Source organism: Roseateles sp. P5_E1 (genome assembly GCF_054049335.1).
Window position 1 is genome coordinate 13527 of the sequence record NZ_JBFUMN010000019.1, and the last position, 25778, is coordinate 39304.

At 67.8% G+C, this 25778-nt stretch carries 19 protein-coding genes; 10 read left to right on the top strand and 9 right to left on the bottom strand.

Annotated elements, in window-relative coordinates:
• Positions 1–4: 4 nt before the first annotated feature.
• Both ACXJKJ_RS16140 and ACXJKJ_RS16145 read left to right on the top strand, forming a co-directional pair.
• Positions 5–1297, top strand: a complete 1293-nt coding sequence (locus ACXJKJ_RS16140; RefSeq protein WP_457390966.1) for an efflux RND transporter periplasmic adaptor subunit — start codon at positions 5–7, stop codon at positions 1295–1297.
• Positions 1294–4434, top strand: coding sequence for an efflux RND transporter permease subunit (locus ACXJKJ_RS16145; RefSeq protein WP_457390968.1), 3141 nt, complete (start codon positions 1294–1296; stop codon positions 4432–4434). Before ACXJKJ_RS16140 ends, ACXJKJ_RS16145 begins: the two co-directional genes overlap by 4 nt.
• Before the next feature lie 11 nt (positions 4435–4445).
• Here the strand turns inward: ACXJKJ_RS16145 and ACXJKJ_RS16150 are convergent, their stop codons facing one another.
• Genes ACXJKJ_RS16150 through ACXJKJ_RS16160 form a run of 3 tightly spaced genes read right to left on the bottom strand, consistent with a single transcriptional unit; the run spans position 4446 to position 7977 of the window.
• Positions 4446–5771, bottom strand: a complete 1326-nt coding sequence (locus ACXJKJ_RS16150; RefSeq protein ID WP_457390970.1) for an NAD(P)/FAD-dependent oxidoreductase — start codon at positions 5769–5771, stop codon at positions 4446–4448.
• Between the two features lie 20 nt (positions 5772–5791).
• A complete protein-coding gene (locus ACXJKJ_RS16155; protein ID WP_457390971.1) occupies positions 5792–6511 on the bottom strand; it encodes a cupin domain-containing protein in 720 nt (239 codons plus the stop codon).
• On the bottom strand, positions 6508–7977 hold the full coding sequence (locus ACXJKJ_RS16160) for an aldehyde dehydrogenase family protein (RefSeq protein WP_457390973.1): 1470 nt from the start codon (positions 7975–7977) through the stop codon (positions 6508–6510). The genes ACXJKJ_RS16155 and ACXJKJ_RS16160 overlap by 4 nt, the downstream gene beginning before the upstream one ends.
• A gap of 164 nt (positions 7978–8141) precedes the next feature.
• Here ACXJKJ_RS16160 and ACXJKJ_RS16165 point away from each other — a divergent pair, with 164 nt between their 5' ends.
• Together ACXJKJ_RS16165 and ACXJKJ_RS16170 are read left to right on the top strand one after the other, a co-directional pair.
• On the top strand, positions 8142–9311 hold the full coding sequence (locus ACXJKJ_RS16165; RefSeq protein ID WP_457390975.1) for a M20 aminoacylase family protein: 1170 nt from the start codon (positions 8142–8144) through the stop codon (positions 9309–9311).
• A gap of 504 nt (positions 9312–9815) precedes the next feature.
• Positions 9816–11279: a hypothetical protein gene (locus ACXJKJ_RS16170; protein WP_457390976.1), complete on the top strand. Its 1464-nt coding sequence runs from the start codon at positions 9816–9818 to the stop codon at positions 11277–11279.
• A 664-nt stretch (positions 11280–11943) separates the two neighbouring features.
• Here ACXJKJ_RS16170 and ACXJKJ_RS16175 read toward each other — a convergent pair.
• The 6 genes from ACXJKJ_RS16175 to ACXJKJ_RS16200 all read right to left on the bottom strand — a co-directional run bounded on the left by ACXJKJ_RS16175 (position 11944) and on the right by ACXJKJ_RS16200 (position 18120).
• On the bottom strand, positions 11944–12312 hold the full coding sequence (locus tag ACXJKJ_RS16175; protein ID WP_056197103.1) for a DUF1428 domain-containing protein: 369 nt from the start codon (positions 12310–12312) through the stop codon (positions 11944–11946).
• Between the two features lie 379 nt (positions 12313–12691).
• The gene (locus ACXJKJ_RS16180) at positions 12692–13654 is read right to left on the bottom strand and encodes a porin (RefSeq protein ID WP_457390978.1); all 963 of its coding nucleotides are present in this window, start codon (positions 13652–13654) and stop codon (positions 12692–12694) included.
• A 365-nt stretch (positions 13655–14019) separates the two neighbouring features.
• Positions 14020–14514 (bottom strand): Lrp/AsnC family transcriptional regulator, encoded by a 495-nt coding sequence (locus ACXJKJ_RS16185; RefSeq protein WP_457390980.1) that lies wholly within the window; start codon positions 14512–14514, stop codon positions 14020–14022.
• A gap of 49 nt (positions 14515–14563) precedes the next feature.
• The gene (locus ACXJKJ_RS16190) at positions 14564–16003 is read right to left on the bottom strand and encodes an aminotransferase class III-fold pyridoxal phosphate-dependent enzyme (RefSeq protein ID WP_457390981.1); all 1440 of its coding nucleotides are present in this window, start codon (positions 16001–16003) and stop codon (positions 14564–14566) included.
• A 133-nt stretch (positions 16004–16136) separates the two neighbouring features.
• Entirely contained in the window at positions 16137–17066 is a 930-nt protein-coding gene (locus ACXJKJ_RS16195) for a 2-hydroxyacid dehydrogenase (RefSeq protein WP_457390983.1), read from the bottom strand.
• Positions 17067–17232: 166 nt separating this feature from the next.
• On the bottom strand, positions 17233–18120 hold the full coding sequence (locus tag ACXJKJ_RS16200; protein WP_457390984.1) for a GNAT family N-acetyltransferase: 888 nt from the start codon (positions 18118–18120) through the stop codon (positions 17233–17235).
• Between the two features lie 496 nt (positions 18121–18616).
• Here ACXJKJ_RS16200 and ACXJKJ_RS16205 point away from each other — a divergent pair, with 496 nt between their 5' ends.
• From ACXJKJ_RS16205 to ACXJKJ_RS16230, 6 genes are all read left to right on the top strand, one after another.
• Positions 18617–19282 carry a haloacid dehalogenase type II gene (locus ACXJKJ_RS16205; protein WP_457390985.1) on the top strand — a complete coding sequence of 222 codons (666 nt, stop codon included), beginning with the start codon at positions 18617–18619 and terminating at the stop codon, positions 19280–19282.
• Positions 19283–19302: 20 nt separating this feature from the next.
• On the top strand, positions 19303–20592 hold the full coding sequence (locus ACXJKJ_RS16210; RefSeq protein WP_457390986.1) for an NAD(P)/FAD-dependent oxidoreductase: 1290 nt from the start codon (positions 19303–19305) through the stop codon (positions 20590–20592).
• Between the two features lie 74 nt (positions 20593–20666).
• Positions 20667–22283 (top strand): ABC transporter substrate-binding protein, encoded by a 1617-nt coding sequence (locus tag ACXJKJ_RS16215; protein WP_457390988.1) that lies wholly within the window; start codon positions 20667–20669, stop codon positions 22281–22283.
• Between the two features lie 24 nt (positions 22284–22307).
• A complete protein-coding gene (locus ACXJKJ_RS16220) occupies positions 22308–23264 on the top strand; it encodes an ABC transporter permease (protein WP_457390990.1) in 957 nt (318 codons plus the stop codon).
• A 13-nt stretch (positions 23265–23277) separates the two neighbouring features.
• The gene (locus ACXJKJ_RS16225) at positions 23278–24147 is read left to right on the top strand and encodes an ABC transporter permease (protein ID WP_457390991.1); all 870 of its coding nucleotides are present in this window, start codon (positions 23278–23280) and stop codon (positions 24145–24147) included.
• On the top strand, positions 24147–25775 hold the full coding sequence (locus ACXJKJ_RS16230) for an ABC transporter ATP-binding protein (RefSeq protein WP_457390993.1): 1629 nt from the start codon (positions 24147–24149) through the stop codon (positions 25773–25775). The genes ACXJKJ_RS16225 and ACXJKJ_RS16230 overlap by 1 nt, the downstream gene beginning before the upstream one ends.
• Positions 25776–25778: the final 3 nt, after the last annotated feature.

Consider the following 25778-nt stretch of genomic DNA (forward strand, 5'->3'; position numbering starts at 1 on the left):
CCCCATGACCTCCAACAGCAAGTTGTCTGCCGCGGCCATGGTCCTGGTCGCCCTCGGCGCCGGGCTTGGCTATGGCGTCGCACAGTGGCGCGCCGGGGTATCGCCTGTCGGGCATTTCGCAACCTCGCCAGCCGCCGCCAGCGGCGCGGTGACCGGTGACCGCAAGGTGCTCTATTGGTACGACCCCATGTCGCCGCAGCAGAAATTCGACAAGCCCGGCAAGTCGCCCTTCATGGACATGCAGCTGGTCCCGAAATATGCAGACGAGGCGCCGACCGGCGGCGTGGCCGTCGATCCCCGTGTGGCCCAGATGCTCGGTGTGCGCACCGCAACTGCAGAAAAGCAGCGCATCGGCACCGCACTGCAAGTCCCGGCCACCGTCCAGCTCAACGAACGCGATATCTCGATCCTGCAGGCCCGCACGGCAGGCTTCGTCCAGCGAGTCGCCCGCCTGGCACCCGGTGATGTCGTGGCCGCCGGCGCCTTCATTGCCGAACTGCTCGTGCCGGAATGGGCCGGCGCCCAGCAGGAGTTCCTGGCGGTGCGCGGTACCGGCGACGAAGCCCTGGCTAGCGCGGCGCGCCAGCGCCTCGTGCTCATGGGCATGCCAGCTTCCCTCATCCAGCAGGTCGAGCGAACGGGTCAAGTCCAGGCGCTGACGACGGTGCATGCGCCCACCGGAGGCCTGGTGCAGGAGTTCATGGTCCGTCCGGGCATGACGGTGTCCCAAGGTATGAGCCTGGCCCGCATCACCGGGCTGTCCACGGTCTGGATCGAGGCTGCGTTGCCCGAAGCTCAGGCCGGCATGGCGCGGGTGGGCGAACCGGTCGATGTGGTGCTGACGGCTTTCCCGGGCGAGACGCTGCGCGGCAAGATCAGCGCGGTGCTGCCGGAGGCCAGCAGCGAGACGCGCACGCTGCGCGTCAGGGTCGAGTTGCGCAACCCCCAGGGGCGCCTGCGGGCCGGCATGTTTGCAACGATGCGGCTGGGCGGGTCCAGCGAGGAAGCACTGGTCGTCCCCGCCGAGGCGGTCATCCGCACCGGTCAGCGCGTGGTGGTCTACGTCGTCGAGCAGCCCGGGCGCTTCACGCCGGTCCAGGTTCGCCTGGGCCGCGAGCTGGGCGACAAGCTGGAGGTCCTGCAGGGCTTGCAGCCGGGCCAGCAGGTTGTCGCTTCGGGCCAGTTCCTCATCGATTCCGAGGCCAGCATGCAGGGGGTGATGCAGCGGCAGGCGAGCCCCGGTGCGCCTGCCGCCAGCGCCGCGCTGCGCCTTGAACCCAAGGGAGGCGCCCAATGATCGCCGCACTGATCCGCTGGTCGGTCGGCAACCGCTTCCTGGTGCTGCTGGCCACGCTCTTTCTCGCTGTCGCCGGCGTGCTGTCGTTGCGCTCCACGCCCATCGACGCGCTGCCGGACCTGTCGGACGTGCAGGTCATCATCCGCACCAGCTACCCCGGCCAGGCGCCGCAGATCGTCGAGAACCAGGTCACCTACCCGCTGGCGACGACCATGCTGTCGGTGCCGGGCGCCAAGACCGTGCGTGCGTTCTCGTTCTTCGGGGACTCCTTCGTCTACGTGATCTTCGAGGACGGCACGGACCTGTACTGGGCACGCTCCCGCGTGCTGGAGTACCTGAACCAGGTCCAGGGCAGGTTGCCGGCAACGGCCAAGCCTTCGCTTGGGCCCGACGCGACCGGCGTGGGCTGGGTGTTCCAGTACGCGCTGGTGGACCGCAGCGGGCAGCACGATCTGTCGCAGCTGCGCGCGCTGCAGGACTGGTTCCTCAAGTTCGAGCTGAAGGCCGTCGCCAATGTCGCCGAGGTCGCCACCGTCGGCGGCATGGTCAAGCAGTATCAGGTGGTCATGGATCCGGCCAAGCTGGTCGCCTACGGCATCACGCACAACCAGGTGCGCGAGGCGCTGATGAACGGCAACCAGGAGGCCGGTGGCGCGGTGCTGGAACTGGCCGAGGCCGAGTACATGGTGCGCGCCAGCGGCTTCCTCAAGTCACTGGACGATTTCCGCAGCATCGTGCTGGCCAACCGCAATGGCGTGCCGGTGCTGCTGGGCCAGGTCGCCACCGTCCAGATCGGCCCGGAGATGCGCCGCGGCATCACTGAGCTGGATGGCGAAGGCGAGGCGGTGGGCGGCGTGGTGATCCTGCGCACCGGCAAGAACGCCCAGGCCACCATTGCCGCGGTCAAAGACAAGCTCAAGCAGCTACAGGCCAGCCTGCCCAAAGGCGTCGAGATCGTCACGACCTATGACCGCAGCTCGCTGATCCAGCGCGCCATCGACAACCTGTCGATGAAGCTGGTCGAGGAATTCATCGTGGTCGCGATCGTCTGTGCGGTGTTCCTGTGGCACTTGCGCTCCGCGCTGGTAGCCATCATCTCGCTGCCGCTGGGCGTCATGGCGGCCTTCCTGGTCATGCAATACCAGGGGCTGAACGCCAACATCATGTCGCTGGGCGGCATCGCCATTGCCGTCGGCGCCATGGTGGATGCGGCCGTCGTCATGATCGAGAACGCGCACAAGAAGCTGGAGGCTTGGCAGCACGCGCACCCGGATGAAGAGTTGAAGGGTGAGGCCCGCTGGGCCGTCATCACCGACGCCGCCGTCGAGGTGGGGCCAGCGCTGTTCTTCTCGCTGCTGATCATCACGCTGTCCTTTGTGCCGGTCTTCACGTTGCAGGCGCAGGAGGGTCGGCTGTTCGGGCCTCTGGCCTACACGAAGACCTATGCGATGGCAGCTGCCGCAGGCCTGTCGGTGACGCTGATCCCGGTGCTGATGGGCTACTGGATCCGCGGACGCATCCCGGACGAGCGGCGCAATCCCATCACGCGGGGGCTGATCGCGATGTATCGGCCGGCGCTGGAAGTCGTGCTGCGCTGGCCCAAAGCCACGATCGTGGTGGGCGTGGCGGCGTTCGCGACAACCTTATGGCCTCTGATGCGCCTGGGGGGTGAGTTCCTGCCGCCCCTGGACGAGGGCGACCTGTTGTACATGCCATCGGCGCTCCCTGGCCTGTCGGCCCAAAAGGCCGCCGAGCTGCTGCAGATCACCGATCGCATGATCAAGACGGTGCCCGAGGTGCAACGGGTGTTCGGCAAGGCCGGGCGGGCCGAGACCGCCACCGACCCGGCGCCATTGGAGATGTTCGAGACCACCGTCCAGCTCAAGCCGCGCGACCAGTGGCGCCCGGGCATGACGCCGGAGAAGCTGGTGGAGGAACTGGACCGCACGGTGAAGGTGCCTGGCCTGAGCAACATTTGGATCCCACCGATCCGCAACCGCATCGACATGTTGGCCACTGGCATCAAGAGCCCCATCGGCGTGAAGGTCTCCGCCACGGATCTGACCGCCATTGATCGGGTCGCTGCCCAGATCGAGGCGGTGGCGAAGAATGTGCCCGGTGTCAGCTCGGCGTTGGCCGAGCGACTGACTGGCGGCCGCTACGTCGACGTGCAGATCGACCGGGCGGCAGCGGCGCGGTTTGGCATGAACGTGAGCGACGTGCAGGCGGTGGTGTCAGGCGCCATCGGAGGCGAGAACGTCGGCGAGACCGTCGAAGGACTGGCCCGTTTCCCGATCAACCTGCGCTATCCGCGCGAACTGCGCGACACGCCGCAGAAGCTGCGCAACCTGACGGTGCTCACACCCGGCGGCCAGCAGGTGACGCTGGGCAGCTTGGCCACCGTCGCGCTTGTCGACGGCCCGCCCATGCTCAAGAGCGAGAACGCCCGGCCATCCGGCTGGGTCTACGTCGACGTGCGCGGCCGTGACCTGGCGTCGGTCGCTGGTGACTTGCGGCGCGCGGTGGCCCAGCAGGTGCGCCTGGAGCCGGGCATGAGCCTGGCGTACTCCGGGCAGTTCGAGTACATGGAGCGCGCCAACGAGCGGCTGAAGCTCGTCGTGCCGGCGACGCTGCTCATCATCTTCGTGCTGCTGTACCTGACGTTCCGGCGCGCCGAGGAGGCGGCGTTGATCATGGCCACGCTGCCGCTCGCGTTGACCGGCGGGGTCTGGTTCCTCTACCTGCTGGACTACAACCTGTCCGTGGCCACTGGCGTGGGTTTCATCGCGCTGGCGGGCGTGTCGGCGGAGTTCGGGGTGGTGATGCTGCTGTACCTCAAGCACGCGCTCGAAGACCGGGTGCGCGCCGGCATGCCCATGACGCGGGACGTGGTGCTCGACGCCGTCCGCGAGGGCGCCGTGCTGCGGGTGCGGCCCAAGGCAATGACGGTGGCCGTGATCCTCGCCGGCCTGCTGCCCATCGTCTGCGGCTCGGGCACCGGCTCCGAGGTCATGAGCCGGATTGCCGCGCCCATGCTTGGCGGCATGTTGACGGCGCCGCTGCTGTCCCTTTTCGTCGTGCCTGCGGCTTTCACATTGATGCGGGGAAGGCCGCAGCCAGCTGCATGCCTGCAGTGACACGCTTGGCACTAGAAATCAGCCACCTTGCCCCAGGACGACTCGTTGAACCGTGCGGGGTTGAAAGGCGCGGGATCGAAGATCGGCCGGGCCCCTGTGACCAGGTCGGCGATCAGGTGGCCTGCGCCGGGGCCGATGCCGAACCCGTGGCCGGAAAAGCCCGCGGCCAGGATGAAGCCGGGCATCTGCGGCAGTTCCCCGATACCCGGCACGCCGTCGGGCGTGCTGTCGATGTAGCCCGCCCAGGTGCTGGCGATGCGGGCGTCGCGCAGCGCCGGCAACAAGTCGATGGCACGGCGGTGGGTTTCGCGAACCCCGGCAGGGTCGGGCTTCGGGTTGAGGATCCGCGCGCGTTCCATCGGCGTGGGAGCGTCCAGCTTCCAGCGTGTGCGGGTCTCGTGGCCCCAGCGCATGCCTTCCCAGCCGCCGGGAAACACGTTGCGCCAGCGCTTGGCGAACATCGGGATGAACTGTGGCGCGAAGCGCATCAATTGCGGCGTGGGGTCGACGCGCCCACGCCCGCTGATGGCCAGGACGTAGTGGCCGTCGGGCCGACGGGTGACGGCGACGCGCGGGCCCGCCAGGGCGTCCGGCAGGCGCTGTTCCACCGGTGCCAGACGCACGATGGATTGACGCACCGTGGCGAGCGGGAACCGCACGCCGAGCTGGTTGCAGAACGATGACGCCCACGCGCCGCCCGCGAGCACCGCGGTGCGGGTCTTGATGGTCCCGGCTTCCGTCACGACGCCGCTGACGCGGCCGCCTTCCAGCTCGATGCCGCGAGCGGCGCAGTTCTGGTGGACGGTGCCGCCGAGTTTCATGAGCGCGGCTGCCACGGCAGGTGCCGCCTTGGCCGGGTCGGCCGTACCGTCGCTCGGTGAGAAGACGCCGCCTTTCCACGCGCGGCCGGTCGCCTGGCCCCGTTCCGACGCCTCGCGGCCACTGAGCATGTGGGTGGTCACGCCAGCCGTCTTCGCCAGCTCGCGCCAGCTGGCCCAGCCGGAAATCTGGGCATCGTCGTCGCTCAGGTAGAGCAAGCCGCAGCGCTTGAAGCCCGTGTCCTCGCCGGTGTCGGCGGCAAACTGATCCCAGAGTTCAAGGCTCTTGGTGGCCATCGGCAGTTCGCGGGCGTCCCGGTTCTGCTGGCGGCACCAGCCCCAGTTGCGGCTCGACTGCTCGGCGCCGATGAGGCCCTTCTCGACCACGGCGACCGACAGGCCGCGCCGGGCCAGGTAGTAGGCGGTGAAGACACCGATGATGCCGCCGCCGATCACGACAACGTCGGCGCTGGCCGGCGGCTTGGGCGAGGTCTCGATGAGGCGCAATGGCTGGGACATGTTGGATCTTGACAGTCGTTTCAGGCCGGGACGGTTTGCACCACGTAGAACTTCGCGACGTGGTTGTGGCTCTCCCAGCCGATGGGCGCGCCCTGCGGCACGAAGAGCGCATCGCCAGCGCTCGCCGACAGCACGCTGCCGTTGGGGCTGGCGAATCGCACGTTGCCGGCCAGCAGGTGCATGAATTCGTTGAGGGGATGCGGACGGACGATGCGGTGATAGGGCGTCGAGTCCCAGGTGCCGGCGCGGTACTGCGTCTGCTCCTCAGTGAAGACGTTGTCGCTGCGGCAGGCCGGGCTCGGGCCTAGCAGCGTTTGCGCCGGTGGCGGGTTGGAGGGCTTCAGGTCGGCCTCGGCGTGCAAGGGCGTGATGCCGGGCGCCGATGGGCCATCACTTGCGGCCGCGCAGCACACGAAGCGCACGCCAACCACGGCCTGGATGCGCACCGCAGTCCCCCGTGCGATGACGGCGCCCGCCTCGGGACCGAGCACCAGCGGAGCCGCGCCAGCCGCTGTCAGCGTCAGCTGGCCCGCCACGACGACGAGGGTCTCGGTATGAGGAAAGCTGGCCACGTCGATGTCGCCAGTGAAGTTGACCCGGCCGGCGATCATCGCGCCGGGTCCTTCCCAGGCGATCTCACGAGACGGTGCGAACGGGTCGTCCTTGCCGAAGGCCGCCTGGTGGAAGGTCGTCGAAAGGGGGGCACCGTCGGCGCGGTGCAGCAGCAGGGCTGCGGTCATGCGTGCTCCTCGTTCATGTAGCCAAGAATGGCTTTGGTTTCCAGGTATTCCTGCAGGCCTTCGACGCCGTACTCGCGGCCGTTGCCCGAGCGCTTGTAGCCGCCGAAGGGGGCGTGTGGGTTCCAGGCCGGATGGTTGATGTGCACCTGCCCGGAGCGGATGCGTGCCGCGACGGCGCGCGCGGTGGTGGGGTCGCGGCTCTGCACATGGGCGCCCAGGCCGTAGACCGTGTCGTTGGCGATCTCCACGGCCTCGTCCACGCTGTCGTAGGCAATGATGGACAACACCGGCCCGAAGATCTCCTCCTGGGCGATGCGCATACGGCGTTGCACGCTGGAGAAGATGGTCGGGCGGACGTAGAAGCCGCGCTCCAGGTCGGGCGGCCGGCCGGGGCCGCCGCAGACGAGCCGGGCGCCTTCGGCGAGGCCGGCCTCGATCATTTCTTGCACGCGGTTGAACTGGGCGCGATTGGCGACCGGACCGTGCGTCGTCTGCGGCAAGCGCGGGTCACCCACGACGAGGGCCGCGGCCGCTTCGGCGGCGAGCCGCTCGACCTCCGCCAGCCGCTCGCGCGGGACGATCATGCGGGTCGGGGCGCTGCAGGACTGGCCGACGTTGCGGAAGGCCGCGGCCACGCCCAGAGGTATGGCGCGCGGGAGGTCCGCGTCGGGCAGAACGATGTTGGGCGACTTGCCGCCCAGTTCCTGCGCGACCCGCTTGACCGTCGGCGCGGCCGCCTGGGCCACCAGCACGCCGGCGCGCGTCGAGCCGGTGATCGAGATCATGTCGACATCCGGGTGCGCCGCCAGCGCCGCGCCAACCTCCGGCCCCTCGCCGTTGACGAGGTTGAACACGCCGGCAGGGACGCCGGCATCGCGCATCACCTCGGCGAAGAGCAGCGCGCTCAAGGGCGACAGCTCGCTGGGCTTCAGCACGACGGTGCACCCCGCCGCCAGCGCGGGGCCGACCTTGGCGGTGATCTGGTAAAGCGGCCAGTTCCAGGGCGTGATCAGCCCGCACACGCCGATGGGTTCGCGCAGGATGGACACACCCTCGCGATGGGTCAGGAAGGGATAGCTGCGTGCCAGGTCACGCGCCACGCGGATGTGCTCTRCCGCGACCGGCACCTGCGTGCTGCGCGCGACGCTGATGGCCGCACCCATCTCCAGCGAGATGGCCTGCGCAAACAGCTCCGCGCGCTCCAGGATCAAGGCGTGCACTCGGTCGAGCAACGCGGCCCGGGTTTCGACCGCACTGACGGACCAGGTGGTGAACGCCCGCCGGGCTGCGGCCACGGCGGCGTCGACGTCCTGCGCATTGCCCAGCGCGATCTCCGCGACGGCCTGCTCCGTCGACGGGTTGGTGACGGCGCTGCGGGCCGCACCCGCCGGAGTGCGCCACTCACCGCCGATGAAGACGCGATCCAGGTGGCCGGCGTTCATGAGACGCTCGATGACGGGGTTCATTCAGTGTGTCCTTTGGGACCTGACAAGGCGAACGAAAGTAGACATGAAGGCTCGCTTGAGGGCGTGCCGGATGTGCGCCGGCTTTCGCAAGAATCTGTCGTGCCGGCCCCGCAGAACAGCGAGCGCTGCTGTGGATGGCCGCTGCCCCGGATCTAAGCTCGGCCATGCTTGAAGAACAGATCCCCGCCACTGCGGTCGACGACCTGATGCCCGACCTGGTCGCCTTGCGCCGCGACCTGCATGCCCACCCGGAGCTGGCCTTCCAGGAGCGGCGCACCGCCGGCATCGTCGCGACGGCGTTGCGCCTGCTCGGGCTCGAAGTGCACGAAGGCCTGGGCGGCACCGGCGTCGTCGGCACGCTGCGCCACGGCACGAGCGGCCGCTCGGTCGGGCTGCGTGCCGACATGGACGCACTGCCGATGGCCGAGCAGTCGCGCCTGGGCCATGCCAGCCGCCATGCCGGCGCACACCACGGCTGCGGCCACGACGGCCATACCGCCATGCTGCTGGGCGCAGCGCGGCACCTGGCACGCACCCGGCAGTTCGACGGCACGGTGCACTTCATCTTCCAGCCGGCCGAGGAGGGGCAGGGCGGCGCCCGTGTGATGGTGGAGCAAGGGCTGTTCGAACGCTTCCCCTGCGACGCGGTCTACGCACTGCACAACTGGCCCGACCTGCCGCTGGGCCACGCGCAGACACGGCCCGGCCCCATCATGGCGGCGGCCGACCGCTTCGACATCACGCTGCGCGGCCGGGGTGGCCACGCCGCGCAGCCGCACCACACGCCCGACGCGCTGCTGGCCGCGAGCCAGCTGGTCGTGCAGCTCAACACCATCGTCTCGCGCCGCATCGACCCGGCCGATTCGGCCGTGCTGTCGGTCACCAAGCTGGAGGGCGGCCAGAGCCACAACGTGCTGCCGGCCGAAGCCCGCATCACCGGCACGGTCCGCAGCTTCGACGCAGCGGTGCAGGACCGCATCGAGTCCGCGCTGCGCGACGCGGCGGCCGGCGTGGCGCTGGGTCATGGCCTGGAGGTCGACGTGGCCTACACCCGCTACTACCCGTCCACCATCAACACGTCGGCGGAGGCCGCGCTCGCACTGGCCGCCGCTGCCGACGCCGGTCTGCAGGCCACCGAAGCACCCAAGCCCGCCTTCACCAGCGAGGACTTCGCCTTCATGCTGCGCGAGCGGCCGGGCGCCTACCTATGGCTGGGGCAGGGCGGCGACAGGCCGCTGCACCATCCCTGCTACGACTTCAACGACGAGGCGCTGCCGAACGGGGTGCGGTGGTTCTGTGCGTTGGTGGAGCGCGTGCTTCGGCCCGGCGAATGATCGTCGGCAAAGCTGGAGCGACGGGCATTCGTGAAGTGACCGCGGCGCCTCCGGGACCGGCCCTTCAGAGTGGGCCTTGTCTGCGCCGACCCAGGATCTAGGTACCTCTCGGATCAACGGCAGGTATCACAGTCGGCCAGCTGGCGGTTCCGACCCGTTGCAGTCATCGCGTCTGCGGCTTTGGACGACAGCTACGTGCCCAAAGCCGAAGTTCGAGATCTGGGCTGAAGGGCGGTTCCGCAGCGATTGCTGTCCACCGAGTCCGTGCGCTCGAACGTCCGTGTTGGGCCATGAGCCGGTCGCGAATGCCCGCTCCAAGTCGAGCCGTTCAATCTAGGTGCCGCGTGCGTGCGGCTGGATCAGCCCACCAGCCCCGCTCAGGGAACGATCGCGTTTTCTAGAAGACCCTCTTGCGTGTCTTAATAATTACGTTGACCAAATGGACATAACTTCATAAAAAAGCGGATGGCGATTTTGCCAGCGAAAGGATAAAGGAGAGTCATTTTGAGCCTAAGTACAAATGTTGACAGCATTGCCGCCTTGAAGGGCCTTAGTAAGACGACATACGATCGAGCCTTTGTCATTGGTTATTACACACCTGGTGACGGTGGGGGCGGGAATTACTGGTACGACCCCAGCGATACAACAAGTGCTGACGATGGGGGCACCGTTATCGTCGCGACGGACGGCGGCCGCTGGAAGTTAGTAATCGTCGGAAGCGTAACGCTAAAGCAATTTGGCGCAAAGGGGAACAATGTCGCCGATGATACCGCCGCGATACTAAAGGCAAAAGCATGGGTGGCGGCGCACCTGCCGGCAACAATCCGAATCACACCTGGTACGTATCGGTATACAGACATTGGCAACTGGAATTATTCCGGATTCTCGATGATTGGCGAAGAGGGTGCGGTACTCAAGTGTATTAGCACAGCAATGGACAACACGGCACTACTTATCTGGGCTTTCGAATCAGGATCGCCAACTGCGCCATTTGTTCAAGGTGTGACTATTAAGAATCTCGTAATCGAGGGGAATGCAAATACCATTTACGGAATCCGGCTTTATGGCGTCGCTAGATCGCAGATCGAAAACGTTCGAGTCAAGAATTGCAAAACCTCCGATGGGACGGCGTTTCTTCTAAACTCCTGCAGCATTAATACTTTCATTGATATCGCTTGCTCGACAGATCGAGATGTTATGACAAGCATTCCCCTCGTCGGCTTGTCGATTACCAATGGATACAGGGCGGGCATTGATATGGGCCAATCCACGAATAATGTCTTCGTTAATGCACGCATGGAGGGCGTTCCTCAAGGGTTTTCGTTGCTACTGGCCGATCAGAATACTTTTATTGGCGGAACAGCGGAGTCGAATACAGTTCGTGGCGTAGCGCTGTCTGCAACCGCTCGGTTCAATGCGTTCATAGGATTTGGCATGGAGAATTCGGGAAGCGTCAACAATCTTCTCGATGCCGGCTATAGCAACCAACTGATTAATTGTTATTCTCTCAATTCGTTAATATTCCAAGGGGAGGGTTGCAAGGTTTCTGGAGGCATCCATGAGCGCATTGAGATCCAAGCCGGAGCTATCAAGAACTGCTTCGAAAACTTGGCGACAAACTACGTCGGCGGCGGATCTGGTGGTTTTTATGATAGCGGAACTGCGACTGAGTGGAAGAACATCAAAAACAAACAAACTTCGAGCTATATTTATCCGCTGAAAGCCCGAACCAATATTCCGGTTGGAAGTAGTCCGTTTACTTGGGCGAACGCCACAGGCCAGTATGTCGAAGTGATCGTCCAGGGAGGCTCGGTAAGCCAGGTTAGGCAATCGCGTTCAGGGGATTTCTGGTTGAAACCGGCTAGCGGCCCTACCGTTCATCTCTTGCCGCCGGGCGACGCGCTGGAGACGACATATAGCTCCTCGCCGTCAATCAGTTACGTTCCTCATAATGGCTTCCAAGGATAAGAAGAAGCTACAAGTCGCACGAGATTTGTCACAGCAACTCCGATGAGATACCAGTAACTCAAGCTTCATGGTTTGCTGTATCAGCCCCGGCCATGGTTGGGGCTGACTCCCGGTAGAGCTTACGGGGCGCATGAGAAACGTCGTATATAGCTTGTAAGCGGGTAACGCTTCGCTTCCTTTCAAGGCGGAGGCCTGCGCCCGTATTGAGGCCTGCTGGTTAACTAGCAGGCTTGGTCCGCACGGTCTTAAGCCGGCTTCTCGCTTCGTTTGAGGGCTTCGGCCGATGTACTCCGTCATGGAGCTACTTCAGGTACCTATGATCACGCTTGGCCAGCGGCTTTGCGACTGCGGGCTCAGGACAACGGATGTCCCGTTAAGGGGTCGATAGCAGTCGGTCTTTTGCGGCATCTCGAAAGACCTCGGTCAGCCTGCTGCTGTTATCCGGCGGATTTCCGCTTTGGGCACGAAGCCGGCGCCCGAAGCAGCAGAGGCGATGACCGCTCCTGGCCGCCAGTGTGAAGCCATGCAGAGTCCCGAGAGCCGACATACTGGGCCGCAACGACGGGGTGCCCGGCGCAATGTCCCGGAGGCACCGCCTGCGGACCGACGGTTGCGCCAGATGCCCGTCGTGACGCGCGGACCAGGGGCGGTGTCGCCCCGTCGCTCAAGCCTTCACTTCGACCACCTGTTCGAAGCCGCCAAAGATCATGCGTTTGCCGTCGAAGGGCATGGGCGGGTTGCCGGGTGTGGACGGATCCATGCGCGGGTCTTCCATCATCTTCTTCATGCCTGCGTCGCGCGTGGCCTTGTCCGGCCATTCGACCCACGAAAAGGCGACCGTCTCCTCGGCGGTGGCCTGGACTGCGCGGCGGAAATCGGTGACCTTGCCGTCAGGGACGTCGTCGCCCCAACCTTCGATCACACGGGTCGCGCCCAGCTCAAGGAACATCGCGTCGAAGTGGCGCGCGTGCTCAATGAACTTCTGCTTGTTGGCGGTAGGGACCGCGATCACGAAACCATCGATGTATGACATGTCTTCACTCCTGCTAAGTTGACCGGACGGAGCGCCCCCTGAGGGCACCTCGTCTCCCATCGACGAACGACGGGAACCCAAATCGACATGGCCTGCCTGTTGGAGGACATGCGCCCTGTGGCGGCGCCGAAACAGCATGCCCGTGGGATCAGCCGCCGCGGTGCCCGCAGCGTAGACGCCTTGGCCCAGCAGGTTACGCCGAGCGACCCGGCTCCCGACTGCAATTGTTTCGGAGCCTGCGACGTGGCGCCGGTCGGCGCAACCCGGCGCCGGCGTCGGGAGCGCCGTTTGCCAGCAGGGTGGTCGGTCCGGCTGCGAGCGCATCGGGGCGGTGTGCCGGGCCAGTTCAATCTCGCGAAGGGGTCGTAGCGAGGCCCGGTCAGAACGAGTGCGTCATCCCCGCGCCGTAGACCTCTTTGGTACCGGTGCCGAGCAGGCGCTTGGAGGCCAGGTCCGCATACACCGTGGTGCGCTTGGACAGGCTGTAGCCGGCGCTCACCGAGACCATCTTCTCCTTCTTCAGGCCGTCCACGTCGGCCTGGCCCCAGCCTGCCTTCAGCGTCGTGGCACCCATCACATAGACCGCGCCCAGCGTCGTCACCTTGGCCTTGGAGCCGGCGACGGATTCGCTGGCGTTGTACATGCCCATCAACGACAGCATGCCGAAGGCGGCACGCACGCCGACCGAGGTCTCGGTGGCGCCGGCGCTGTTCTTGCCGCTGCCCAGCATCATGCGCAGCTTGCCGTCGTTGTAGAGCAGGGTGGCGGCGCGCGTCTTCGCCACGGCGCCTGCGGGCGACTCGGGAGAGGCGCTGACGTGCAGCGAGACGTTGGCGAACTTCGGCGAGTCGTAGAAGACCGCGTTGGCCACGCGGCCCGAGCCGCCGCCGGCCGGGTCGGCGGAGTAGTTCCAATGCCACAGGTCCCAGGCGGGCGACACGATGCGGTCGTAGTTGCTCCAGGCGTCGAAGGCCCAGTCCTGCGCCTGGATGGCGTCGAGCGCGCGGCCCAGGCGCAAAGCGCCGAATCCGCCCTTGATGCCGACGGTCGACTCGCCGTGCCAGAACGGCCTGCCCGTGCCGGCCTCCGACGCGCCGGTGTCCGCGTCGAAACGGTGGCGCAGGCGGAAGGTCGCGGCCAGGCCGTCGCCGAGATCCTCGTTGCCCGCGAACTCCAGGTGGCTGCGCTGGATGGTGCCGACGTTCGTGCGGCCGGCTGTGTCGCGGAACACGCCCGCGTCGATGCTGCCGCTGACCGTGACGTTGGATTGCGCGTTGGCGACGCTGCCGCACAAGGCGGCGCCAGTGACGATGAGAAGGCGGATACGGGTGAAAGCTGTCATGGATTCCCTCTTGTAGGTTGCTTGTCGGCGACGACGAGGGGCTGCAACTTCGATCCAGAAGCCGCACCGCTCGGTGCCAGGGCATTCCAGCACCGGGGGCTTCGCGCGGCGTCGCGTTGTGGCCGCCCGCGGCGGCACGAACTGCGGTTGTGGAAGGCGCGGGCAGCGCGATCTGCGCCGATGCCGAAACCGCGCGGCGCGCAGGCGATTGCTGCGGTTGGGAGGGGTGTTGCCGGCAGCGTCTGCGGCATCCTCACGACGCGGCGGCGCGGGTTCAGGTGGCTTGTGTCAGCGGCATGAACTGGGAGGCGGCCCAATGCGCAGCAGGCCCGCATGGTGCGGGCCTGCTCAGTCGGTGCGGGCGCTCAGCGCGTTTCGTGGAACAGCTTCTCGATCGGGCAATGCGTCTTCACGAACGGCGACTTGATGACGATGTAGCTGAAGTACTTSKCGATGCCGATGTTGCGTTCGAGCAGGYCYTCGATGAYYTGCTGGTAGTGGTTSACGCCGCGYGTCAKGAAGCGCAGCAGGTAGTCGTAGCCGCCGCTGACGAGGTGGCACTCGAGGATCTCGTCGACCTCGCGGATGGCGCTCTCGAAGCGGATGAAGTCCTCGCGGTGGTGGTCGGTCAGCGTGACTTCTGTGAACACCGTCAGCGTGTCGCCCAGCTTCTCCAGCCGCAGATGGGCGCCGTAGCCGCTGATGTAGCCGGCCTGCTCCAGGCGCTTGACGCGGATGAGGCAGGGGCTCGGTGACAGTCCGACCGCATCGGCGAGATCGACGTWGGTGATGCGGCCGTTCTTCTGCAGCTGGGCCAGGATGCGCAGGTCCAACCGGTCGAGTTTGAGAGCTTCTGCCATGGTGGGTGCCCAAAGGTTGGCGAATGGCGCGATTGTGTGGCGCCGGTGTTCAGCCGCCGGACATCGCCGCGCGCACGTTGGGTGCCGCCAACGCATCGTCCAGCACGCGGCGCAGGCGTGTGAACAACTCGTCGAGTTCGACCTCGGTGATGGTCAGCGCGGGAGCAAAACCCAGCACGTGGTCGCCGAAGCTGCGGAACACCAGGCCGCGCTGGTAGCCGAGGGCGAACAGCCGGTCGGCCAGGCCCAATGCCGGGTCGAAGCCGCGCCGGCTGGCCTTGTCGCTCACCAGTTCCAGCGCGCCGAGCAGGCCGCGGTAGCGCACGTCGCCCACCAGCGGGTGCGAGCGCAAGGCCTCCAGCCCGGCGGCAAAGCGCGTGGCGACGCGCTGGGCGTTCGCGAGGATGCCGCCCTCTTCGTACAAGCGGATCACTTCCAGCGCCACCGCTGCAGACACCGGATGCGCCGAGTAGGTCGCGCCGTGGCCGATGGGCTGGCCGGCCGGGGCACCGTCGGCGATGCCGGCGTAGACCTGCTCGGACATCATCGTCGCGCCCATCGGCACATAGCCCGAGGTCAGGCCCTTGGCCAGCGTCATCAGGTCGGGCTGCACGCCTTCGGCATCGCAGGCGAACATCGTCCCGGTGCGGCCGAAGCCGGTGATGACCTCGTCGACGACGAACAGGATGTCCAGCTCGCGCGCCGCGTCGGCCATCGCCTTCAGCCAACCGGGCGGCGGCACGATGACGCCGCCGGAACCCTGGATGGGCTCGCAGAAGAAGGCGGCGACGTTCTCCGCGCCAAGCTCGGCGACCTTGGCGCGCAGCGAGGTGACGGAGGCGGCGATCAGCGCCTGCGCGTCGGCGCCGTTCTCATGGCGGTAGGGGTTGGGCGACGGGATGTGATGCTGCGTGGCCAACGGCAGGTCGAAGCCGCGGTGGAAGACCGGCAGCGCCGTCAGCCCCGCGCCGGTGGAGGACGAGCCGTGATAGCCCCGCTCGAGCGCGATGAAGTGCTTCTTGGTCGGCCGGCCGGTGTTGTTGTAGTACTGCACGATGAAGCGCACGGCGGCGTCGACCGATTCCGATCCGCCCAGCGTCAGGTAGGCGCGGGTCAGCGAGGCCGGCGTGATCTCGACCAGCTTGGCCGCCAGGCGGATGGCCGGCTCGCTGGCGAAATGGAAATAACCGGTCGCATAGGGCAGGCGGCGCATCTGCTCGACGGCGGCCTGCACCACGCTCTCCTGGCCGTAGCCGACGTTGACGCACCACAAGCCCGCGAAGGCGTCGAGCAGCTCGCGACCCTGGGCATCCTGCAGCCAGACGCCGTGGCCTGAGCTCAGCACCATCGGGCCGCGCTCCTCGTGCCGGCGCCACGGTGCCACGGGGTGGATGAGATGCGCGCGGTCCAGGCCGGCCAGCGCAGCGTGCTGTTCCGGGGTGGTGATGGCGGCTCGGGCGGCGGTTTGGGCGAGGGGGAGGGCGGTCATGAGCAGCGTGTTGCAGTGGATGGCTGACGCTCAGTTTGGGCGTTCGGGCTCGCCGGTGGGTGCTGCATTGGCCGCTCGCGGCAGCGTCTTGCGCTGAACTGCGGGCTGCCACGGCAGAAGCTGCCGCTCGCGCTCAATAGCCTTTGCTGCGATCCACCAGGCCCACCAGCGGCAGCCCCGCTTCGAAGCGCCGCAGGTTGTCCAGCACCACGGCAGCCGCCGTGTCAGGCTGCGTCATGCTGGCGATGTGCGGCGTGATCTGCACGCGCGGATGGCGCCACAGCGGGTCGTCGGCCGGCAGGGGCTCGGGATCGGTCACGTCGAGCACGGCTTCGCCGAGGCGGCCGTCGTCAAGGGCGCGCAACAGGTCTGCGCTCACCAACTGCGGGCCGYGGCCGACGTGAACCAGCGCCGCGCCGCGCGGCAGTGCGTTGAACAACGCGCTGTTGAGCAGGCCGCGCGTCGCGTCGGTCAGTGGCAGCAGGCAGACCAGGATGTCGCTGCGGCCCAGGAAGGCAGCGCGCTCGCCCTCACCGGCAAAACACCGCACGCCGTCGATGCTGCGCCGGCTGCGGCTCCAGCCGGCGCAGTCAAAGCCCAGGCCGCGCAGCGCCTGCAGCACGGCTTCGCCAAGTGAGCCCAGCCCCAGCACGCCGACGCGGCACTGCGCCGCGGTACGCACCGGCAAAGGCCGCCACAGCCCCTGGGCCTGCTGGCGCCGGTAGGCGGGGCGGTCGCGGTGCATATCCAGCACGGCGTGCAGCACGTACTCCACCATGCCTTGCACGATGCCGGGCTCGACCATGCGCACCAGCGCGACGGTCGGTGGCAGCGCGGCCAGGTTGAACTGATCCACGCCGGCGCCGGTCGAGAACAGCAGCTTCAGGTTCGGGAAACGCTGGGCCAGCTGCTCGGGTTGCTGCCAGGTGGCGAGGTAGTGCACCTCGGCCGGGTCGCCCACGTCCGGCCAGAGCCGGAAGTCCAGCGCAGGTGCGCCGCGCCTGAACAGCTCGCCCCAGCGCCGGCCGCGCTCGGCGTCGGCCATGTAGAGGAAGGTGGTCATGGCGCCTCAGAGGGTGAGAGTTTTTCAGACGTGCCCGAAAGGCGCGTCAAAACGCCCTCGAACTAGGCGCAAAGCACAGCCATAGCGGGCTATGGCGAGCATTTGCAACGACGGGCGAGGGCGTTTTGGCGGGCAAGGCGGGCATGGATGAAAAGCTCTCACCCTCTTAGCCCAGCGCCTGCGTGACGATGGCGTAGCTCTTGGGCGCACCCGGCGCCGCTGGCTTGGCAGTCGGGCCGCGCTCCATCATCACCGGCGCGTCGACGCGCAGCAAGCCCATCGCCTCCAGCCATTCGGCCAGGCCGCTGTCCAGGTCGATGTCGATGCGCGTGAAGCGGCCGGCGTTGGTGCCGGCCAGGTGGGCAATGAGGGCCTTGGCGCCTTCATCGTCCGGCGCGACGACCGGCCCGATGGCGTGGCCGCGGCCGAAGCGACGCAGCAGGCCGAAGCCGCGCACTGTGCCGCCCTGGTCCAGCACGACGGTGGACTCCGCCTCGGCCAGCAGTTCATCCATCAACGCGTCGCGCGGCATGCCGCAGGCTTGCGCGTCGAGCGCCTTCAGCACCGGCGCATCGGAAGCGCCCGCCGGCCGCAGACGCCAGCCGCTGGCCAGTGCCACCAGCGGCGCCGGCTGCGCGATGCCCTGGTGCTGGCGCAGCTCGCCGATGCGCACGAAGCCCAGGCGCTCGTAGAGGCCGCGCCCTTCGAGCGTGGCGTTGAGCCGAACGCGGCAATCCTGCAGCCCGTCGAGCACCGCGCTCATCAGGCGGTGGCCGATGCGCCGGCCCTGCTGCGCCGGCGCGACGATGACCAGGCCGATGGTCGCGTCCTGCGCCCCCCAGCGAAAGCGCAGGGCGGTGCCGACGATCTCGCCGTCGCGCTCGGCGACGACGCCCTCGGCGTGGTGGAAGACCTGCTTCCAGTCGGCCAGGCGGTGGGGCCAGCGCAGCGTGTCGGACAGGTCGTGAGCGGCCGCAAGATCAGCGGCACTCATCTTGCGCAGCCGCACGCCGTCGTCGACGGGAGCTGCATTCGTGGTGGCGGGGGCACCCATGTGGCGGGGTCTCCTGAAGGGCAAGGGGTTGCCGATGTTGCAGCCTTTCGCGGGTGCCGCGCCAGCCCAAATACGGCCTGCCACCCATTTCGGCAGCTTGCGCTGTGAGGCCCGCCGCGCACGGCATTCAATGCTGCGGCGGGCCAGTCTGCGACCACAAATTTCGCGGCGCCGTCCCTACCATCAGCGCCCATTCACCCATGACATCGCAGGTCAATCGCATGCAAGTCGCCCAGCCGCATTCGCCAATGCCCGCCCGTACTCCCGGGTTGCGCAGGGCCGATTTGCGGTCCCGCATTTGCGCCACCGGCTGGTGCCTCCAGGGTTCCGTTGAAGGGCGTCCGTCCCCGTCCGAGTGCACGCCGCAGGGCATGCCGCCGAGCCGCCTTCGAACGGCAGTTTCAGCGCCTGCGACAACCCGTTTTCCCCACAAACCACTTCACTGCACATGCTGCAATGAAGTCCTGATGACAACCCACTGAGCGAGACGCGCAACATGAGCATCCGACCCAAGTACATCACCTTCGATTGCTACGGCACCCTGACCCGCTTTCGCATGGCGGAGATCACACGGGATATCTTCTTCGACCGCGTGCCGGCCGAGCGCATGGAGCAGTTCATCGCCGACTTCACGGCCTACCGTTTCGACGAAGTGCTGGGCGACTGGCAACCGTACGACGTGGTGCTGAAGAACGCGGTGCGCCGGCTGTGCCGCAAGTGGAAGCTGCAGTACCTTGACGCCGAGGCGCAGCGCTACGTCGATGCCGTGCCCACCTGGGGGCCGCACGACGACGTGCCCGCAGGCCTGGCCAAGGTCGCCAAGGAAATCCCGCTCGTGATCCTGTCCAACGCGATGGACCATCAGATCCAGTCCAACGTCGCCATGCTCGGCGCACCCTTCCACCGGGTCTACACCGCCCAGCAAGCCCAGGCCTACAAGCCGCGGCTGAAGGCCTTCGAGTACATGATCGATTCGCTCGGCTGCAACCCCGAGGACCTGCTCCATGTGTCGTCGAGCCTGCGCTACGACCTGATGTCGGCCGACGACATCGGCATCGTCAACAAGGTCTTCGTCAACCGCGGCCATGGCCCCGGCTGCCCGGCCTACCGCTACACCGAGATCGCCGACATCGGCGGCCTGGCCGGCGTGGTCGGTCTCTGAACGTCGATAGCGGCCAAGCCATGAAACTCGATGCCTACTGGACCGACAGCGTGCCGGCGTTCGTGCCGGCGGCGCGCGAGCTGCCGCAGCGCGTGGACGTCGCCATCGTGGGCGGCGGCTTCAGCGGCCTGTCCGCCGCCCTGGCGCTGGCCAAGCGCGGTGCCACGGTGGCCGTGCTGGAGGCCGGTGCGCGCGTCGCGTCCGAAGCCTCGGGGCGCAATGGCGGCCATGTGAACAACGGCCTGGCGGTCGACTATGCGGAAGCCGCCGCGCGCCATGGCGCCACGCGGGCAGCCGCCTGGTACCGCGCCTACGACGACGCCGTCGACGCCGTGGCGCAGCTGGTTCAGCAGGAAGGCATCGCCTGCGATTTCAGCCGCACCGGCAAGCTCAAGCTGGCGACACGGCCGGCGCAGCTGGAGGCGCTGCGGCGCAGCGTGGAACGCCTGCATGCCGACGGTGTCGACACCGACACCGAGATTCTCGATGAGGCCACCGTGCGTGCCGAGGTGCAGAGCGAGCGTTTCCACGGCGGCATGCTCTACAGGCGCAGCGGCCAGATGCACATGGGCCGCTTCGCCAACGGCCTGGCCGAGGCCGCCGAGCGCCAGGGCGCGGGCATCTTCACCGGCACCTGCGTGCAGCGGATTGAGCGCACCCACGGCCACGCCCACCGCCTGCACACCACGCGCGGCACCGTGGCGGCCGACCAGGTGCTGCTGGCCACCGGGGCTTCGCGCCACGGCGGCTACCGCAGCTTCGGCTGGCTGCGCCGGCGCATCGTGCCCATCGGCAGCTTCATCGTCGTGACCGAGCCGCTCGGCGCGGAGCGCGCGGCCGCGCTGCTGGCGGCGCGCCGCACCTACACGACGGTGGCCAACATCCACCACTACTTCCGGCTGACGGCCGACCACCGGCTGGTCTTCGGCGGCCGCGCTCGCTTCGCGATCAGCAGCCCGCAGCAGGACGCCGCCAGCGGCGAGGTCCTGCGCGCCGGCCTGCTGGAGACCTTTCCGCAACTGGCCGGCGTGCGGCTGGACTACTGTTGGGGCGGCCTCGTCGACATGACACAGGACCGCCTGCCCCATGCCGGCGAGCGCGACGGCCTGTACTACACGATGGGCTACAGCGGCCACGGCACGCAGATGTCGGTGCTGATGGGCCAGCGCATGGCCGCGCTGATGGGCGGCGACACCGCCGCCAACCCGTGGGCGGACCGTGCCTGGCCGGCCATTCCCGGCCATGTCGGCCCGCCCTGGTTCCTGCCCGCCGTCGGCCTGTACTACCGGCTGAAGGATCGCCTCGCCTAGCCTGGAGCGGGCGGCTCTCCCAAGACCCGCCCCGAACTCGTCAACCCCACAGAACACTGAACGAGAAACACACCATGAGCCATCGCCAACCCCTCGAAGCCCTTGTCGGCCCGCAAGACAGCCAGCGCCTGTTCGACGCGCTCAAGCGCGGCGCCAGCCGCCGCGACATCCTCAGCCTGCTCGTCGGGGCGGGCATGCAGGCCGGCCTCGCCGGCGCGCTGGCCGGCACGGCGATGACGGCCCACGCGCAGGCGCCCAGGCGCGGCGGCAAGCTGCGCGTGGCCGGCGCCACGGCCGCGGCCAGCGACACGCTGGACCCGGCCAAGCAGTCCAACCAAGCCGACTACTCGCGCTGCAACATGCTCTACAACGGGCTCACGTCGCTGGATGGCAGCCTGACGCCGCAGCCCGCCCTGGCTGAGCGCTTCGACACCAAGGACGCCAAGACCTGGGTGTTCACGCTGCGCAAGGGCGTGACCTTCCATGACGGCAAGGCGCTGACGCCTGCCGACGTCGTGTTCTCGATCTCGCGACACAAGGACCCCGCCACGGCCAGCAAGGCCAAGGTCCAGACCGACCAGATCGAGAGCATCAAGGCCAGCGGCGCCAACGAGGTGACCATCGTGCTGACCTCGCCGAACGCCGACCTGCCGGTCATCCTGGGCACCTTCCACTTCCACATCGTCAAGGACGGCACGACAGACTTCAACACCGGCATCGGCACCGGCCCCTACAAGCTCAAGGAGTTCAAGCCCGGCGTGCGTTCGGTCGTCGTGCGCAACGAGGCCTACTGGAAGCCCGGCAAGCCCTATCTGGACGAGATCGAGTTCGTCGGCATCAGCGACGAGAACGCCCGCGTCAACGCGCTGCTGTCGGGTGGCATCGACCTCGTCGGCGCCGTCAACCCGCGCTCGCTGGCACGCATCGCCGGCACGCCGGGCTTCGCCGTGTTCAAGACGCAGTCGGGCCAGTACTCCGACCTCACCATGCGGCGCGACACCGGCCCTGGCGCCAACCCCGACTTCGTGCTGGGCATGAAGCATCTGTTCGACCGCGAGCAGATGAAGAAGACCATCGCCCTCGACCAGGCCGTCATCGGCAACGACCAGCCCATCGACCCGACCAACCGCTTCCACTTCGCCGGCCTGCCGCAGCGCGCCTTCGACCCCGAGAAGGCGAAGTTCCACCTGAAGAAGGCGGGCGTCTCGAGCGCCGTGCCTGTGGTGTGTTCGCCTGCGGCGCTGTACTCGGTCGAGATGGCGCTGATGCTGCAGCAGACGGCCAAGGAGGTCGGTCTGGACATCGACGTCAAGCGCATGCCGGCCGACGGCTACTGGTCCAACCACTGGCTGAACAGCGCGGTCGGCTTCGGCAACGTCAACCCGCGGCCAAGCGCCGACATGCTGCTGACGCAGTTCTTCAAGTCGGACGCGCAATGGAACGAGTCGCGCTGGAAGAACGAGAAGTTCGACCAGCTGCTCGTTGCCGCGCGCGGCGAGACCGACCTCGCCAAGCGCCGCCAGATGTATGCCGACATGCAGACGCTGATCCACCAGGAGGCCGGCATCGGCATCCCGTTGTTCCTGGCCAGCCTGGACGGCCACAGCACCAAGGTCAAGGGCCTGTCGCCCATCCCGCTCGGCGGGTTGATGGGCTACAACTTTGCCGAGAACGTCTGGCTCGCCGCCTGACACCCCCACCGCACAAGGCATCCTATGAACGGGATCATCCTCAAGCTGCTCGCGCAGCGCGTCGCGTTGTCGCTGCTGTCGCTGCTGGCGGTGTCGGTGATCGTCTTCGCCGTGACGGCGGTGCTGCCCGGTGACGCCGCCCAGGAGCAGCTCGGCCAGGACGCCACGCCCGAGGCGCTGGCGGCACTGCGGGCGCAGATGGGCCTGGACGCCTCGGCCCCTACGCGCTACCTGCGCTGGCTGGGCGGCCTGGCGCGCGGCGACTTCGGCAAGTCCGTCACGGCCTACCAGCCGGTGGCCGAGCTGATCGGCTCGCGGCTGCCCAACTCGCTGCTGCTGGCTGCCATCACGGCGCTGTTCTCGGTGCCCATCGCGCTGGCGGCCGGCATCGCGTCGGCGGTGTGGCGGGGCTCGTGGTTCGACCGTGCCGCGTCCACGGCCTCGGTGGGCGTCGTCTCTGTGCCGGAGTTCCTGATCGCGACGTTGGCGGTGCTGGTGTTCGCGGTGCAGCTGCGCTGGCTGCCGGCGTTGTCCTATGTCAACGACATCGAATCGATGGGCCAGTTGCTGAAGGCCTTCGCAATGCCGGTGCTGACGCTGACCTGCGTGATCGTCGCCCAGATGATGCGCATGACGCGTGCGGCGGTCATCGACCAGCTGGAGGCGCCCTATGTGGAGATGGTTCGCCTGAAGGGCGCCTCGTCGCTGCGCATCGTCATGTGCCACGCCTTGCCCAACGCCGTCGGCCCGATCGCCAACGCGGTGGCGCTGAGCCTGTCCTACCTGCTGGGCGGCGTGATCATCGTCGAGACCATCTTCAACTATCCCGGCGTGGCCAAGCTGATGGTCGACGGCGTCGCGCAACGCGACACGCCACTGGTGCAGGCCTGCGCCATGCTGTTCTGCAGCGGCTATCTGATCCTCGTCACGGCCGCGGACATCTGCGGCATCGTCGCCAACCCGCGGCTGCGGCACCGCTGAACGGAGCACAGGCATGACCGTCATTTCCATTCCCCTGCCGGCCGGGCGCTCCGCGGCCTGGCGCCGCCGGCTCGCGCAGTTCGGCCCTTCGGGACTGCTCGGCCTCGTGGTCCTGACCTTCTGGGTCCTGGCCGCACTGTTCGGCCCCGCGCTGCTGGCCCGCACCGGCGCCCAGGGCGGTGGTGCCGTGTTCGCGCCCATCAACGCTCATCACTGGCTGGGCACCGACTACCTCGGCCGCGACATGCTGGCCCGCGTCATCGAAGGCGCCCGCTACACCGTCGGCGTGGCGCTGGTCGCCACACTGCTGGCCAGCGGCACGGGCACCTTGCTGGCGCTGCTGGCGGCCGCCAGCGGGCGTTGGATCGACGGGGCCTTKAGCCGCCTGCTGGACACGCTGACGGCCATTCCGAGCAAGATGTTCGCGCTGCTGATCGTGGCCGGCTTCGGTTCGTCGGTGCCCGTGCTGATCCTGACGGCCGCCGTCATCTATGTGCCGGGCGCCTACCGCATCGGCCGCTCGCTGGCGGTCAACATCAACGCGATGGACTACGTCACCGTGGCCCGCACGCGCGGCGAGGGCACCTGGTATGTGATGCGGCGCGAGATCCTGCCGAACATCCTCGGCCCGATGCTGGCCGACCTGGGGCTGCGCTTCGTCTACGTCGTGCTGCTGCTGGCGTCCTTGAGCTTCCTCGGCCTGGGCGTGCAGCCGCCGATGGCGGACTGGGGTTCGCTGGTGCGCGAGAACATCGGCGCGCTGGCCGACGGTGGTGCCTCGGTGATTGCGCCGGCCGGGGCAATAGCCAGCCTGACCATCGCCGTGAATCTGGTGATCGACAACCTGCCGGGCCGCAAGGCCCGCGAGAGGGGAGCACGCTGATGGGCAGCCTTGTTGAAGTGAGCAATCTGACGGTCACAGCCGGCGACGCGACGCTGGTCGACGCACTGTCGTTCACGATCCACCCCGGTGAAGTGCTGGCACTGATCGGCGAGTCCGGTTCGGGCAAGACGACCACGGCGCTGGCCCTGATGGGCTATGCGCGGCAAGGCTGCCGCATCGCCGGGGGCCAGGTCCGCATCGACGACATCGACGTGCTCAAGCTCGACCCGCGCCAGCTGCGCGGCCTGCGCGGCCGCAAGGTCACCTACATCGCGCAGAGCGCGGCGGCGTCGTTCAACCCATCGCGCTGCATCCTCGACCAGGTCGTGGAGCCGGCGACGCTGCACGGCACGCTGTCGCGCCCGGCGGCCGAGCTCAAGGCCATCGCGCTGTTCCGCGAGCTGGCGCTGCCCGATCCTGAAGGCATCGGCGCGCGCTACCCGCACCAGGTCTCGGGCGGCCAGCTGCAGCGGCTGATGGCGGCGATGGCACTGATCACCGACCCCGACGTCGTCATCCTCGACGAGCCCACCACAGCGCTGGACGTGACGACGCAGGTGGAGGTGCTGCGCGCCTTTAAGCGGGTGGTGCGCGAGCGCCAGGTCACGGCGGTCTACGTCAGTCATGACCTGGCGGTCGTGGCCCAGATGGCCGATCACATCTTGGTGCTGCGCGGTGGCTGCATGCAGGAGCTGGGTGGCACCGACCGTGTGATCAGCCAGCCAGCGCATGAGTACACCCGCGAACTGCTGGCCGCCGCACGGCCGGTGGCGCGCGATGCGGGCCATGACGCCGGCAGCACGCCGACGCTGCTGGAGGTCAGCGGCCTGAGCGCCGGCTACGGCGCGCGGGATGCCCAGGGCCGGCCGCGGGTGTGCATCCTGCAGGACATCGACCTGCGGCTCGAGCGCGGCCAGGCCGTGGGCGTCATCGGCGAATCGGGCTCCGGCAAGACGACGCTGGCCCGCGCCGTCGCGGGCTTGCTGGGACCGAGCGCCGGCACCATCCGTTTCGACGGCCGGCCCCTGGCGCCAACGCTTGGCGCACGCAGCAAGGAGGACCTGCGCCGCATCCAGATCGTCTTCCAGTCGGCCGACACGGCGCTGAACCCGTCGCAGACCATCGAAAGCATCCTCGCGCGGCCGCTGCAGTTCTACCGCGGCATGAAAGGTGCTGCCCTGCAGCGCCGCATCGCCGAGCTGCTGGACCTGGTGAAGCTGCCGGCCAACGTCGCTGGCCGCCTGCCCGGCGGGCTGTCGGGCGGCCAGAAGCAGCGTGTCAACCTGGCGCGGGCGCTGGCCGCCGAGCCTGAGCTGCTGCTGTGCGACGAGGTCACCTCGGCGCTGGACACCGTCGTCGGCGCTGCCGTGCTCGACCTGATCGCCGAGCTGCGCCGCGAGTTGGGCTTGTCCATCCTGTTCATCAGCCATGACCTGCACACGGTCCGCGCGGTCTGCGACGAGATCGTCGTCATGCGGCATGGCTGCAAGCTGGCCCAGGTGGCGCGGGCCGACTATGACCGCGGGCCGCACCACCCCTACTACGAGCAGCTCGCGCGAGCCGTACCCGAACTGCGGCGCGGCTGGCTTGAAGAACTCGACTCGCCGCGGCCCGTGCTGGTCGCCTGACAA